The sequence below is a fragment of the Peribacillus sp. R9-11 genome, assembly GCF_031345095.1.
Taxonomy (GTDB): domain Bacteria; phylum Bacillota; class Bacilli; order Bacillales; family DSM-1321; genus Peribacillus; species Peribacillus butanolivorans.
This window is the reverse complement of record NZ_CP133763.1, coordinates 2,258,202-2,273,821: the sequence shown is the minus strand read 5'-3', so window position 1 is coordinate 2,273,821 and position 15,620 is coordinate 2,258,202. Positions and strand designations below refer to the sequence as shown.

8 protein-coding genes and 1 pseudogene are annotated in these 15,620 nt (G+C 35.1%); 2 read left to right on the top strand and 7 right to left on the bottom strand.

The annotated features are described in order from the left end of the window. Positions 1–50: 50 nt before the first annotated feature. From RE409_RS11145 to RE409_RS11130, 4 genes and pseudogenes are all read right to left on the bottom strand, one after another. Positions 51–331: pseudogene (locus tag RE409_RS11145) on the bottom strand (response regulator); the annotation flags it as partial. After that, positions 318–1,328: an alpha/beta fold hydrolase gene (locus RE409_RS11140; RefSeq protein WP_201254544.1), complete on the bottom strand. Its 1,011-nt coding sequence runs from the start codon at positions 1,326–1,328 to the stop codon at positions 318–320. The gene RE409_RS11140 and the pseudogene RE409_RS11145, both read right to left, overlap by 14 nt. Positions 1,329–2,492: 1,164 nt before the next feature. Beyond that, positions 2,493–4,433 carry a PhoX family protein gene (locus RE409_RS11135; protein WP_201254543.1) on the bottom strand — a complete coding sequence of 647 codons (1,941 nt, stop codon included), beginning with the start codon at positions 4,431–4,433 and terminating at the stop codon, positions 2,493–2,495. Between the two features lie 684 nt (positions 4,434–5,117). Next, the gene (locus RE409_RS11130) at positions 5,118–7,262 is read right to left on the bottom strand and encodes a bifunctional metallophosphatase/5'-nucleotidase (protein ID WP_242486127.1); all 2,145 of its coding nucleotides are present in this window, start codon (positions 7,260–7,262) and stop codon (positions 5,118–5,120) included. Positions 7,263–8,201: 939 nt separating this feature from the next. Here RE409_RS11130 and RE409_RS11125 point away from each other — a divergent pair. Next, positions 8,202–8,846: a YczE/YyaS/YitT family protein gene (locus tag RE409_RS11125; RefSeq protein ID WP_201249696.1), complete on the top strand. Its 645-nt coding sequence runs from the start codon at positions 8,202–8,204 to the stop codon at positions 8,844–8,846. 499 nt (positions 8,847–9,345) lie between these two features. Here the strand turns inward: RE409_RS11125 and RE409_RS11120 are convergent, their stop codons facing one another. Further along, a complete protein-coding gene (locus tag RE409_RS11120) occupies positions 9,346–10,245 on the bottom strand; it encodes a DMT family transporter (protein WP_201254542.1) in 900 nt (299 codons plus the stop codon). An 840-nt stretch (positions 10,246–11,085) separates the two neighbouring features. Beyond that, entirely contained in the window at positions 11,086–11,313 is a 228-nt protein-coding gene (locus RE409_RS11110) for a hypothetical protein (protein ID WP_201183528.1), read from the bottom strand. A 302-nt stretch (positions 11,314–11,615) separates the two neighbouring features. Here RE409_RS11110 and RE409_RS11105 point away from each other — a divergent pair, with 302 nt between their 5' ends. Continuing rightward, the gene (locus RE409_RS11105) at positions 11,616–12,806 is read left to right on the top strand and encodes an MFS transporter (protein WP_201224879.1); all 1,191 of its coding nucleotides are present in this window, start codon (positions 11,616–11,618) and stop codon (positions 12,804–12,806) included. Positions 12,807–13,410: 604 nt separating this feature from the next. On the opposite strand, the gene RE409_RS11100 is transcribed toward RE409_RS11105, so the two are convergent. Beyond that, complete coding sequence (locus RE409_RS11100) at positions 13,411–14,373, bottom strand: tRNA dihydrouridine synthase (protein ID WP_201249697.1); 963 nt, start codon at positions 14,371–14,373, stop codon at positions 13,411–13,413. Positions 14,374–15,620: the final 1,247 nt, after the last annotated feature.

Genomic DNA, 15,620 nt, shown 5'->3' with positions numbered 1-15,620 from the left:
TTCTTAGTCAATTGTATTTTCTACCCCGCAATTTAAAAAAGTTTGTAATGTAACTCTCTAGAATCAAAAGGATTTACCCTATCATTTCGGACAGAGAGAGAAATTATGAGAATATTTAATCCTAGTTTTTTATTTTCTTTGTGATTTGATAGCTATCTTCACCTAGTAACATAACATCCATTATGACTAAATCTATCTTATGGATGATATCCAGAACTACTCTTCCATCCGTTTTCCAACAAACATAGTACGCTTCGAGTTACAAAATTTTTTGAAGTAAATCGCCAATTATCAAATCGTCTTCTACTATTAAAATGTTATATCCTTTCATCACGTAGGATTTCATTTTTTTCAACTTCTTTATTGATAAATTCCATTGAAAGCTTATATATTTCATCAGGCACGTATAAATAAATGCTGTGTGTACCTCTAATTTTTATGACATCTGCTATTTCTAATTGTTCTGCAAATTCCTCATAATCTTTGTTTTTTTGTTTTGTATATTTTGAGTTTTTATATTGGTCAGCAATTGCATCTAAAAATAAAATAGGTGTTTCTTTTGGTATCGGAAGGTTAACTGATTTTTTACCGTTTTCATAAGCCTGTAAAAGTTCTTGCTTCATATCATCATTAAAAAATTGTTTATAGTATAATGCTTTATAAATTTCTTTTTCCTCTTCAGTTAAAAATGATTGCCGAATCACTTCAGGATTATAAGTAGAAGAAGGAACAAGTCGGTGCAAACCAATTTTCGTTAAAATATTTATTCCTCTTACTGTCAATGAATCAACTAGGTTCATTTTATGTGTTACGTACTGTTGAGGTAAACCAATATCTAAAGCAATAATTCCCTTTATTTCATCTGGGTATCTTTGTGCCCAGTAAATAGCTTCTATCCCTGATAATGAGTGAGGCACTAATATATACGGAGGTTTATTTCCACTTTCTATTAGCGCTTCTCTAGTTTGCTCTAGTATTTTGTCAATATCTCTGTCATCGTTAAAAACGTCACTGTACCCATATCCAGCTCTTTCAATGACAGCTATCTTATTTTCTTTTGAAAAATTGCTATATAGTCCTTTCATGTCATAAACAGGAGCAGCGATCCCGGAGCCAGCCATAAATACAAATGTATCCTCACCACTTCCCTCATTATAGACATTAATTTTTTTATTATTAAACTTAACGACTGTTCCCTCACTTTTAAGGAGTGCTGCTTCCTTACTTAATTGAGAGTTATGGTAAATAAAAACAGATACTGATACGAGCAAGATAAAGGCAATAAATAAAACAAATATTTTCTTTAATACTTCGAATACTTTTTTCATAGACTTCTCCTTTCAAGTTTTACACTCTCCATTAAAGAAAATGATAGATTGATTGTATCGATCAACAAAACTTCGATTCATCAGTCATTTTCCTTTTCTTGGTAGTATCATTTTTTGTTTTAATATAAGAACTTTAAAATTCATTTAAGTTAACCGTACATTCTCTAAAACGGGTCTCGCCATCTATCAGGTTAATACAAGGTCCTTTCCTTAAAACGCCAAAGGGGCTATCTTTCTATATTTGGAAGGGCGGCTTTTTTTATAAAGTATCTACTTTAAGATAAAGTGTATCTATTCTCCCATGAAGTACAAAAATTACAAACAACGTCAACCAAACTAATAAGGTGATTGTAAAGGGTTCTCTGGACTTATTCCTTTCTACAACAGAGTTTATATCTATTTTAAAAATCATTTCAATTTCTTTCCATCGATTTACCTAACAATAAATAAATAAGAATGACAGAAATGTCACTTACGTGTTCGACCTATCAGCAACAAAACATAAAAATACGTTCAAAAAATAGTATGTGAAATGTGAAATAAGAAGAACCAGCGTACGCCAGCCCTACTTAACATAATTAGGATTAGAGGCAATCAAAAAAGTCCTTAGATTTAATAGATTCTAAGGACTTTTTATGTTTATAAATGTGTACTTTTACGTACAGGATTAATAAAACAATATTTATAATTTTATTTCTTGGGATCATCCTGGTTTTTGGTTCAAGAGATTCTTTATAATCACAATCGACATTGGCTAAAGTTTACGTACAATCCTTCACAATCTCATTCTATTTCCCACCTATAGGTTTCTCTCTAGCAAAATCCCTACTTGTTCTGCCACTGCTTGAGGTGAGACACGAATCTCATTTCTAAAATAAGATTCCTACGTTTTTTTATTGCTTCAAAATTGTGTCATAACCCCAACAAATAATACAGAGCCAAATTAAAATGGATGAGGGCTGTCACAAAAGTCATTTTTTAATCACTTTTATGACAGCCCTATTCATTTTTATAAGCACAATAACTTCATTTACTGAAGGAATTTTAGGAGCCAGTTTATCCATTACTTAGTAACTTTATCAGTGCTTATATTTCCGGCTGCATCAGTTGCCGTTACGTAAATTTGTGTTCCTTCATTCAGGTTCATTACCTAATCTAAACTTATCATTTTTTATCAATTTCTAAACTTTTTTGATATTTACCATTATTATATTTTGTTAAAGAAGGTATACCAGAGATATAACCAATCCCCCCTGTTTTATTAATGCCAATTTGTTCGTCAACAGCTTTAAATAATTCATCTTTGTTAACAGCTGTAATTGACTTACCATCTAGTTCATCACCAGGATGTTGGAAATTACTGAAAATGTATGAGAATCCATTGCGGTCATCAGCAGCAAATAATCCAGTTGCTTCGGCTCCTGCTGGAACAGATAGAATACGATTTAATTCTTTCGTTTCAACATTATATGCCCAAACATAGTTATTTGTGTGAGCACCGCTATCTTCACCAATAAAGAGGGTTCTCATTGCTTCAGAATAACTTAAGTTATCGGGATTAGCTACTTTGTCTACATTTGCAGTGTTTCCATATGCATCAGCATTAGGAAGGTCTTCTCCTACCACCAATCCATACATTGATGGTGCTACATAAGAGCTATGAATAGCCTTTCCTTCGCTATCCTTTTGACCACCTTGTAAATCCAATTGATAGGTTACACCAGCTTTAATTTTTGGTAATTGGATATGGTCTGCTGGGTCTTTTCCTGTTGAATCTTTTTCCATACTCTTACTTTGATCGGAAATAGCAATATATACTTTTTTATCCTTTTCGTTTAGCGCTAAACCTTCCATTTTGTTAAATTCAGTAGTCGCACCAAGCATTGCTGCGTATCGGCGTGTTTCAAGGAAGGCAGCTGCTTTTTCTTTACCAGGTTTAAGTTTTAGATATTCTGTTTTACCATATGAATATTGTTTAATCGCTGTAAAACCTTCTTTTGGTACATCAGAAGTTTCAAAAATATCATTGAATGTAATGCCGCTGTCAATAATTTTTTCCACTTCTTTATCCGTTGTATGTCCTAAATTAATCCATTCTAAGTCTCCTGAACCACCATTTTCAGTACCTGTTTGTTTAAATTTAGCTGCATATAGTGTACCCGCTGATAAATCTTTTGCTTTATCGGCTATATACATAAACATTCCTGTATTACCACCATCATCACCGTAAAATACAGTTTTGTTATCAGGCATTACTTTAGCTAACTCATGAGAGAAACGCCCTGTACTGTAATGTTTCACAACCGATGCTTTCCCCTTCTTATCTACTGTAATTTCAGGAGTGTAGCCATAGAAATAAGGATTAGCCTTTGCTTTATTTCCAAAATAGAATTGAGCAAATGTTTCAACTTGACTTCTTGTTTTTGATGTAGGGTCCGCAAATTGACGAGCATCTGGCTCATACTCTTCTGAACCTAAATGTGTATTCCATGGTGATAAAGAACCATTACATGGAATCCAAAGTCCATTTACTGCCGAAAAATCGATTTTTTCTACTTTTACAGGTTTAAGTTCACCTGTTTTTTTGTCCTGTTCCAACTCAGTTAAAGACATAGATGCTGGGACTAAACCGTATGCTGATTGACCAGCAGCATCAATTGTTTGATATTCATAATGTGTAACCATATAAAGTTTGCCGTCAATTGGCATTAATAAGCTATTTGAATCCGGAGCATCTGAAACAAAATATTTTCCGTCTGTGCTGCTTGGATCCTTAATTGGATTTCCTTTTACATCAATTGGTGTACCTGCAGGAATTTTTTCACCTTTAACGGTTGCTACCTTATCTTCCGATTTAAATAGGTAGTTGTAGGACAACGGAAATGTTTTTACTTTTCCATTGCTATATTTTACATCAACGGTTGCAGTTGTATACGTTTTTACCATTTCATCGATAGTAGCTGGTGCTTTCATTCCATTAAATTTAACAGATTCAATTTTACTATTTTCCTTCGCAGTAGCTGCTGTCGGTGATAGTGCTGGAACTGTAATAGCTAAGGCAAGTGCTAAAGTAGCTCCTGTTTTCACAATTTTCTTATTAATCATCTAATGATTCCTCCAAGGAGATTTATATTTTACAATTCAATTAAACCAAAACTATATAAATATAATGTTAATTTTTTATATTAATATTATTAATTCCACAAGGGGGCTGTCCGATAAGTCCCTAAAATAAAGCAAGTGAAGAAAAACAGGTTGTTTTCCCCACTTGCCTTTGAATACTTATAATCTTTTTCTGAAAGTAGCTGGCGATTGTCATATGGTTTGAAGTCTTTTTTTCCTTATATTAATTTACTAACAAAAATAAACAAACTTATAAAAAGTGAAAACTTACTTTTTGGCCACGGTAATCACAAATGGAGTGGATTAACTTTGGCGGCGGTCATCAAATAGATTTTGGTGATATTAGAGACAAAAAAAAAGAGTAGAATGCTAAGATTAATTTCAGCATTCTACTCTTTTTTGACTGAGTGCTTATTTTTATTTAGATAATAATGAATTCAAAGAATGAAATACTTTTTAACTTTCAACTAGAAACCTCATTTACTTATGGTACGGTTCACTCTAACGTTGAATAGAGTAAATTAAAAAAACAGATAGAGTGCGCGTAAAACAAGCCTCTATCTGTTTTTTCAGTTCCTATTTTCTGGTTACCATCCTACTTTTTCGAAAGGTCATGTTTTTATCCTTGCCATCATTTTATTTATTATAAAAGACTCGAATCGAAAACTAACTTGCTAATAAGGCTGGGAACTCATTCCCGCTAGTTTCTGTTCTATGTTCAATGATGTATTGAAGCATGAACATGATTTCGTTTTTGTCCACTTCCTCTAAATGCTTATTTGGGAGCTCGCTAATACGCGAGTAAATTTTTTCTAAAGATTGATAAGCTTTATCTTCTTTATCTTTTTCAAAAGTTTTAATTGCGTTCTCCAATTGAGCAATAAGCGATGTTTTGATTCCTTTATTTCCCTCTGCTTGTTTCACTAAAGAAATCGCATTTTCGACTGATGCAGGTGTAATGAATACCTCAAGAGCTTTCGGCTCTGAAACATTATGCACTTTATCAATCGCACGATATTGAATAGAGTTTTTACCTTCTTTATTAATAGTTAGCCCCTCATCATAACGTTTCCAAGTGACACCGTTATCTAGACTATACTCAATATGCGAAATCCCGATACCTGCATCTGTTGCTTCCAAGGATACCTTAACTTCATGAAGATACGATCCGTCTCTCAAGTCAGCCTCATGTAATACCACATCCGCCAGTTCAGGTGCCTTGAAGTCTTCCGAGATTCTTCCTTCCGCTACATAATGGATTGGTCCATTAAAGCTTTTCACGAAGTTTACAGTAGCTTGTAAATCTTCAGGTCCTTGAACTGGATCATTGCCATATTGGCGAATTTTATATTTATCAGTCTCATGTTCATACATATAATTGTTGACAGTAAGCGTATAGGTCCCATTCTTATCAATTGGTGTTCCATCAGGAAGATAGATATTCACTACTTTCCTTGTCGCACTATCCCATATATATGAGAATCCACTAATGGAGACGTCTGGCCCATAGGATGAAATCTGAGCATTTAATATAGGTTCTAATGCTGATCCTGGAATGGTGACCGTAACCAATGTGTTATTAAATGGCTGGATATTGAAAAGATTTTCCCAAGTAATTTCGCCTTGGGCTAGAACGTCACGGATTCCTCCACCGTTCATTAAGGCAAAATCAGACTTCATTTCATCATTCATTCCGTCTGCAATCAAGTTTCCAAGAGCATTGTCACCAATGATGCCTTTGATAGGGTATCCGCCAGTCATTGGAGTGGCAGCATAACCCATGACTTCATTCAATTTTGTTCCAACCATTTCTTTATATTTGGCTAGAATGGCACTAACCTCTGGATCAGGAGTTGCACCTTCTTGAATAACATCAACGATTTCTGCATGTTTTTCAACAATGTCGCCTGTAACACGATCAATATTCAAATCAATATCCGCAAAGGATTTTCCATATTCCCAAGCTTGGACAATAAGTTTGTTGTCTACAATCGCATTGAGTTTCACATGGTTATGAGCAGCAATAATGACATCTACCTCGTCATCTACGTTCTTAGATAAACTTGCAATTTGACCAGTGGCCGTTTCACCGCTTTGATTTCCAGGAACGTGAGCTAAAACGACAATTGCCTTAATTCCTTGTGCTTTTAGCTCCTCCGTATATTTATTAACAGCGGCAGCTTCGTCCGTGAAACGAATATCCTGAATACCTGAGGCCATCACCATATTAGGTGTTTCAACCGTAGCTACACCAATAAATCCAATTTTCACACCATCTACTTCTTTAATGGCATAGGGATCTAATATGAGCTTTCCGCTATCTTTGTATTCCACATTTGCAGCAATAACTGGAAAGTCCATCCCGTTATATCCTTGTGTGCCGTTCGGATGGTCACCGCCATTTACCATCCGAAGGAATTCTTGTGTACCTTTATCAAATTCGTGGTTACCTACAGTTCCTACATCAAATCCGATTGCTTCCATGATTTCAACAGTAGGTTCATCTCGAAGTAAAGCTGAAACCGGAGAACTGCCACCAATCATATCTCCAGAATGGATAATTAGCGTGTTATCTGGATTGGTTGCTTTACGGGCTTTTAAATAAGTAGCCAAATAATCAGCACGTCCGTAATTTACATTATTAATTGTTGCTGTTACATCAATCTTACCATGTAAATCATTCACCGAAAGTAATTTAACCGACACGGTATCTTCTGCATGCGCACGAATGGCAAGACTTGAGAAGATGGGTAGAACCAGTAGTGCAATAACTAGTAAATTAATAAATCTTTTACAAAATAGTTTTCTCAAAATTTCATTCCTCCTATTATTCCCCAATAATAATCTGGTTATTTATATAGAAGGTTAATTCCATGTTAATTTCATGTAAATTATCAGAAAATAATCGTTTTTACCTAGTGTCATGACTTTTAAATAATTTCAAAGTCCTGTTTCAGATTTATCTAAGTTACAAAAACTAAAGCAGCTTAACTAGTAGCGGTGTATGGATAAATAATAGAATGATATATTACTACTTGATTGGATTAAATATCACAAATTACTACAAGTAAACATTCATAGTAATATAATAAACCGAGATGTAAACACCTTTGAAACTATATTTAAAACAAGAATATTCGAGGAGTTATTAGGCACAGATCTATTTACTGAAAAAAAAGCCAGCCCTTGGCTAGCTTTCTTTGTTGAAGGTGTCTTCCGACCGTACTAAAAACCTCATTTACTTATGGTACGGTTCATCACTAGTAATCCTAAACTACATCCTTGACAATATGCATAATTGTTAAATAAGAGGAAAAACCATTCTTCAACTCCCTCAGTTTGATGCGAATATCTCTCGAATGCTCACTTATTCGCAGGATTTCATAACCCTTGTAATTAGACTTACGGGTAAATGAAATGAGTTCAGATCAGTTAGGCTTCGTGAAGGCATAGTTAAATAAAGGAGCCAGCTACCACTCCATATTTTACCATATAATACACATCTCCACGCCGCCCCTGGAGGCTTTCCCTCCCATGTCTCAACGGGTCAATTGCCCTCTCATTCCTTCGTCATGCCTATCAAGAAAACGAAACAATTTCAAACACAAAAAAACGTTATTCTTTGAGTAAAATACTCGAAAAGGATGACGTTTTTTCATGGTCCTCTCGCTTTGAATTTAATAAATCATCTTGTTCGTTAGGCCTTCTTCATCTAAAGTAGATAGATATATATGATGTAGAGGTGAAGAGATGACATTTCTTTTATTACGGTATTTTATTTTTTTTCTTGGTTTAATTTTCTTTGGATTAGGGAATGCGATTGCGGTGAATGTTCAATCCTTGGGGCTGCATCCATGGGAGGTTTTAAACGTCGCCCTGTTCCAACGGTTCGGGTTCACGATTGGGACATGGAGTGTCATATGCGGCTTAGTACTTGTGCTAATCGCCTGCGTCGTTGATAGGAAGTATATTAGCATTGGTACCTTTCTAAATGCCTTGTCAATCGGCCCGATTATGGATTTCTTCTTGCATCTCAACATTCTTCCTCATGAAACGGAGCATTGGTGGTTAAATCTATTCATCTTGTTGATGGGTATCATCATATCCGGCATTGGCGGAGGAATCTATGTGGCTGCGGGAATCGGGGCCGGTCCTCGGGATGGTTTCATGCTTTCCGTTTCGGAAAAAACCGGGTTATCTGTCAGCCGTGCAAGAATCGTTGTCGAGAGCCTCATCTTGATTATCGGCTTCATCCTTGGAGGTCCAGTGTTTATTATGACGTTTGCATATACCTTTATTCAAAGCCCGATCTTTCAGTTTTCCATGAAGCTGATGAGTTCCTATATCGCTAATCTTGATCGGAAGCAAAAGGGACAATTTAAGATCCCCTTATAATTGGAAGAGAATCTGTTTGTAAATCATAAAGATGCTATAGAGAAACAGACCTTTATCATGAAATGTATTATAGGGAGCATAGAAGTGACAGATTTACGCAATAAAACAAATAAATATAAAAAATCCACTTCTTTTATTAAAGAGTGGTTTTTTTATATTAACGATTAGTATAATTAACATTTCCTTAGCAAAATATGGTTAAAGAAAACTACATATATTCTAACGAGGTTTATTTTATAATATAAAAAATCTTAATCTTTATTGTTGTTTTTCCGAACAATAGCTCGGGTAACTCCAACTTTTTACATAATTCCACCCTAAGAAATAAATGGGAAAGTATTAGCCAAGTCTGCAAATAAGACTAAACTGGTTTGGTCATCCATATAATCAAACTCGGATATGTGTCCATAACGATATTTGACCTAATCGCATTTTATATGTATAAAGCGACCGATCTAGATCGTAATCAAATTATAATATTTTAGAAAACAGCCTTATTTTATAAATTTGAGTCGGGTATTGTCTGTGATTTTAGTTTTATGTTTACAAACAAAATACTAATCAAGATAAATAAAAGGCCAACTAATAAATTTAGTGTAATTTTTTCATGCAACATAAAAGAACTGCAAAGGATTGCAATAAGCGGGATAAGGAACGTAAATGAACCTACTTTGCTCGCTTCTCCTGAACCTACAAGTGTAAAGAATGCAAGCCACCCTAATGCAATTACAAAGATAGAGATGAATAATAAATTTATAATAAATGGCAATTCCCACTGGATATTTGACCAGCTTTCAACGCTGGAACCTACACTTAATAAAAAAATGCCTCCCATAATAAGTTGTAATGTAACCATCCAAATTGAGTCTACACGATCACCAGTTTTCTTAATAAAAACAGTACCTAACCCCCAGGATAAAGCAGAGCCAAGGGCAAGAATAATTCCAATCGCTGAAACATTGCCTGTAAATCCTCCTGCACTTATTATAGCAACACCTGCGAAGCCAAGAATTAATCCAATAATTTTTAATCCATACATCGATTCCCCTAGCCAAATCCAACAGAAAATCCCAAGTAAAACTGGCTCAATGAACACGATGGCCGAAAATAATCCCGCAGGTGCAAAACCAAGACCTACCGTTTGAAAGCCGTAAAAGAGAATAATGTTTAGAGAAGCAGAAATTAGGTAAAAATGCCATGTTTTTTTAAAGCGAAGTTTTTTATATCTCGGGAGAGCAAAAATTAGTAAAATCAGACCACCCAATATAGTTCTTGTTCCCGCAAATAATATTGGTGGTGTATAATTCAGCGCCATTTTAGACAATGGCCAATTAACGCCCCACACAACTACAAGAAATATAAGCAGTAAAGCTGTATTTGTTCGAGAAATCTGTTTCATAGTTGTGCCTCCTTAACATTCGTACCTAAATCATAATACTACTTTTAATGATTAATTCAAGTTAAACAATCAGTTATGTTTTTTAATGATTTTGTACTCAACAGAGAAAATTTTCTAAAGTATTAATGGGACTCTATATTATTAGAGACAACATTTTTACAATTTGGTTTTTGAAACTATGTAGCTAATGAAGTTCGAGAGTTAACTTTTATATTGGAATTTCTTCATAAAGGCTGATATCACAAAGTGATCACCTTCCACACCAAAGTTATTTGTGGTACAAAGTTTTTCGACATTTATCGAAAAAAAGGGTTCAGTAACATCCCCTCCCACTACATCCCTTCCCTCCTCTCATTCTGTAAAAATAGGAGCATCTCACAAGCTCACTTAAGAGTGTTTTGCATTTTACCCGTAGCACTTATCTATGTGAAAACAGATGCGAAAGTATAAAACCTAACTTTACATAAAGAAAAAAATACTCTGGAGAATATCTCATCCCAGAGTATTTTTTTACGCTATACTACTTTTTTATTTAACCGCCTCTTTTCCTTATCCGGTTTACAAGCAGTAAACTTTGGAAGCAGCAATTTGTATTTCTTCTCCTGTATGTGGGTTTCTAGTTCGAACTGCTCGTCGCACACTTCAAATGTACCAAATCTAATCAAATTAGAGCTTCATAAAAGTAAGGACCTCGAATTCTATTACACTATCTTGGCTTCAGAAAGCTTACCATGCACGTTAGCACTATGAACTTTGTTATGGCCTTGCACCAATTACTGTGGTCCAACCGCTATATACCTTCGCCTTCTATAATGTGTATTCTCTATTCCTTCACAAATTTTAATTTTGGATTTTTCCATTAATAACAACACACTTCCCATTTGTAGGTTGCTTTATCATCCTTCCATCCTTGATGTATACAGTGTAAGTATTATTGACTTTAGCATCTAATCTTGCTAGGTCTCCCGTTCTTGCTATGATATTTTTGACAGCTTCCCTCTTCAGATTATCCATAACATTCTTTTTCCATTGTTCCCGTTTGTTATTTTGCTTATTTTCATCAACCATCAGGATCCCATCCTTTTTGTTTGATTTATGTTTTCTGCCTGATATTAGAGTATTATATTTTTATCATCTTGTTACCCTTATGCTTTTCCTTATTAATCCGTTTTTGATTCTTTTTTTGTTTGATAAAAAAACAGGTTACGGTAAAATTAGTAAATGATTCAGGTACAAGCTTTTTAGCAAAAAATAATCAACGATATCTAAGCAAGGATTTTCCTCGTAAAAATGTTTTGTGGTATGATAGGTAAATTGTTTATCTTTCCTGTGACACATTTACATTCATCTAAGAAAGAAAAGAGGTATTTATGCACACCACAGAATTAACTAAGCGACATTGGTTGCTCATCTTAACACTTACTTTATTAACATTCGTTCTCGGGACAAGCGAATTTGTTATCGTCGGAATCTTAACCGATATTTCCTCGGGTCTCCATATTACAAATGCCAAAGCAGGCACACTCGTTTCTGCGTTTGCGCTTACGTTTGCCATTGCCACACCGCTCGTGATGTCGGCAACGAGCCATTTTCCAAAGCGTAAATGGATGTTGTTTCTGCTAGGTTCGTTCATCATTCTGAATGCTTTGTGCGTGATTTCGACGAGCTACCTCATGCTCCTTACACTTCGAATGATGACGGCGGTTGTAACAGGCGTTTTAATTTCACTTGCCATGGTTGTTGCAAGTGAAACCATGCCGATCGCTAAACGCGGACTTGCTATATCATTCGTTTTCGGTGGCTTTACGCTTGCAAACGTGATTGGAGTACCGATAGGCACTGTCATTGCTGAATGGTACAACTGGAATGCATCCTTCCTGTTAACGACTTTTCTCGGAGCTATTGCGTTTTTGGCATCTTTCTTCGTATTGCCTGCCATGCAAAGTACAATTCGCAGTTCGATGCGTGATCAATTTTCTTTGTTAACACACCCGCGAATTTTAATGGCTTTTTTCATTCCATCTCTTGGATTTGGGGCAACGTATGCCGTTTATACGTATCTTGTTCCGATCCTAAAAGGAATGGAAGCACCAGGCAGTTCAATCAGTTTGATCTTGTTTGGCTACGGATTCATTTCCATTTTCAGCAACATACTCGCTGGTAAAATTGCCGGCTACAATGCTATCGGACGCCTCCGGTTTGTTTTTCTCGTGCAGGCAGTCGTTCTGATCAGTTTATATTGGACGACAAGTCATTTTCTCTTTGGATTGATTAACATTGGCTTGATGTCATTAATGGCCATTCTTTTAACAACATCAACCCAGCTTTATTTGATAGATCTTGCCGGTATTTATCAACCAAAAGCTACAGGGCTAGCTGCTTCACTAATGCCAGTAGCAAGCAATGTCGGTATCGCCTTTGGTTCCGCACTGGGCGGAGTTGTTTACCATCAGGGAAATTTACTGAATGTGACATGGGTCGGTGGGCTGGTTGCTATCTTTGCAAGTCTTCTAACTTTCCTAAGTTATCGCTTGGACCAAAAACAGAAGAAACCAGCCTAAGAGAGAAGCTACGAACGCCTTGGTATGCTTCCTATGGTACCTCCAATAGAACAAAAAACAAAAATCTTTCCATGTCATATTAAACGAGATTACAGTTAATCTTTCAAATAAAATTGAAGAAAGAAGTATCAAAAACGTTGAGTTGTTCTTTGATACTTCTTTTAATAATAGGACTAGGTGCTTACCTCTAAAAATCAAGCGGACAATTGCAAACGAACTTATCAAGAACAATGTTTCTGATTAAAGGAAATATTGATCTAAGAATCGATATTTATGGTACGGTTCCACCTAGTTAATCCAAAAAATCCTATAATTGAGATAGAATCCTAATAATTTTCTATTCTTTATTTCTTCAATTTTGCAGCAGGTTTACGGTTCGAGTGGAAAAACATTCGCTAGAAACAAATAGCACTCTCCTCATGTACAGAGTGTATGTGGCAACACAAGAGTGCTGGTGGGTTTTTTACATTCTAGAAAACAGACTTTATCAAAAAGCCGGCTGCAATGGAACTTGAAACTGAATAAAATAAGTACACATGAGTTGATGTGATTCATTTTTTCTCTAACTTTTTGAGAGTTACATCATTTCACTGTCCCCGTCCCATCAACATTCTTTTCCAAAGTTATCAAGCAATGCACGCACTTCATCTGTTGATTTCGTGTTCATCAATTGATTTCTTAATTCACCAGCTCCACGGAATCCTTTGACATAAATTTTGAAAAAGCGATGAAGCCCTGTGATTGAACGTGGCAGTGCTTCCGCATATTGATCTTGAAGATCAAGCTGCAGTCTTAAAAGATCAAGGTATTCTTTACTGCTATGCTCTTTTGGCTCTTTTTCAAAAGCAAAAGGATTTTTAAAAATACCTCGCCCGATCATAACGCCATCAATACCATATTGTTCAGCAAGCTGCAGCCCAGTTTGACGGTCAGGAATGTCTCCATTGATTGTTAGTAGCGTATTTGGTGCGATACGGTCACGTAATTTTTTGATTTCCGGAATTAGCTCCCAATGCGCATCTACTTGGCTCATTTCCTTTCTTGTACGTAAATGAATAGAAAAGTTCGCAATATCCTGTTTTAAAATATGCGTTAGCCACTCCTCCCACTCATTTACATCATTATAGCCAAGTCGTGTTTTCACGCTGACAGGCAGTCCGCCCGCTTTTGCTGCTTGAATAAGTTCTGCCGCAACGTCTGGACGCAGAATAAGGCCACTACCTTTCCCTCTCGATGCCACATTCGGTACAGGGCAGCCCATATTAATATCGATGCCTTTAAATCCTAGCTCTGCCATGCCAATACTCATTTGACGGAAATATTCGGGATTATCCCCCCAAATATGTGCCACCATTGGCTGTTCATCTTCTGTAAAAATCAAACGGCCACGCACACTTTTCATGCCCTCTGGATGACAATAGCTATCCGAGTTTGTAAACTCTGTGAAAAATACATCCGGTCGACCGGCTTCACTTACTACGTGACGAAAAACAACATCTGTCACATCTTCCATTGGTGCAAGTACAAAAAATGGTCGTGGTAAATCACGCCAAAAATTATCTATCATTTCAAACTCAAATCCTCTCAATATGGATACATCTTCAAACTCTCGATCAAAAAATATAAAGCCAAATGTTCCACTTCTTTTACACTTATATCATGCTTAATAACTTATTATCAAGTACATTTGGACATTTATAATTTGTGAAAAACTATTGTGAAAATCGGCAATGTTTATTTTAACTAAAATCGGTCCTGAATGGTATTTTTATAAACAAAAAAGCAGATGGTATAGATTTTTTCTATATCAACTGATTTTCTATTATACCAACTCCAACCACGCGACCGCTTCACAATACGGAGTGTATGTGGCAACACAAGAGATGCTGCTGGGTTTATGTAACCTGATTGGTTGAGTTCAGAAACAAATCAGGTTACTATTTGATCACTTAATTTATTGATTTTCCATTTAAATAAGAGCCACAGTTACTATATTTTCTAAATAGAGCTTTCCTATGGTTATTTTTGAAAGGGACATGTGTTCGTTTCTTTATAAATTCTTCTCAATATACTTTATTTTAGATTATATTGATTTTTTTGCATTTCAAGAGATGTATTAGACAATTTTATTTCTAATTCAAAAGGACGCACTTTTATCTTCTTTAAATTAATTTTTATATCTTCTTCACCGGATAATAACCTATAGTCTTTTAAAATATATTCGTAAATGGCTTTATAATATTCTAAGTTTCCTTTACAACTCTCATATAAACTAATAATCCATTTACCTTCATATTTTCCAAATATGGGTACGTGTATAGGATTGAAATTATTAAAATACCAATCTAATTCTTCCTTTGGCCAAAATTCTTTGATATTTTCTAAATGTGCGTTTAAGTGATTCTGGTTCGTGCAGTCCCCAGTTTCTCATAGTATTCATTTCATTAAGCAACTTTGATAATTCTTCTGAAATTTTCCCTATTAATTGTTTTACTTCAATGTTTCGTTTTACAAGTGTTCTTTTAAATTTGTTATACGAAATATAGTCACTTTACATATCACCCATTAAATTCAATATTTTATTTTCAATAAATTGAGTTTTATCTCTAAATTCCTCATAAATATATGAATCAACCTGCTGATTTGGTTTTTCATCTAAATTTAGTTCTTTAATTATATTACAATAAATTTCTTATAGTTATTCATTTTATACCTCCGTAATAAACTTTCAAATAACGCCTCCTATAAACCAGCATCTTTTAAAACAATAAAATACAAGCTTTCTAATAGACAAGAATATGAAATCTTTTCCGA

Bases quoted from the DNA above. Each gene is read 5' to 3' on its own strand.
- RE409_RS11140 (WP_201254544.1), bottom strand. From the start codon at position 1,328: ATGAAAAAAGTATTCGAAGTATTAAAGAAAATATTTGTTTTATTTATT.
- RE409_RS11135 (WP_201254543.1), bottom strand. From the start codon at position 4,433: ATGATTAATAAGAAAATTGTGAAAACAGGAGCTACTTTAGCACTTGCC.
- RE409_RS11125 (WP_201249696.1), top strand. From the start codon at position 8,202: ATGACATTTCTTTTATTACGGTATTTTATTTTTTTTCTTGGTTTAATT.
- RE409_RS11120 (WP_201254542.1), bottom strand. From the start codon at position 10,245: ATGAAACAGATTTCTCGAACAAATACAGCTTTACTGCTTATATTTCTT.
- RE409_RS11110 (WP_201183528.1), bottom strand. From the start codon at position 11,313: ATGGTTGATGAAAATAAGCAAAATAACAAACGGGAACAATGGAAAAAG.
- RE409_RS11105 (WP_201224879.1), top strand. From the start codon at position 11,616: ATGCACACCACAGAATTAACTAAGCGACATTGGTTGCTCATCTTAACA.
- RE409_RS11100 (WP_201249697.1), bottom strand. From the start codon at position 14,373: ATGATAGATAATTTTTGGCGTGATTTACCACGACCATTTTTTGTACTT.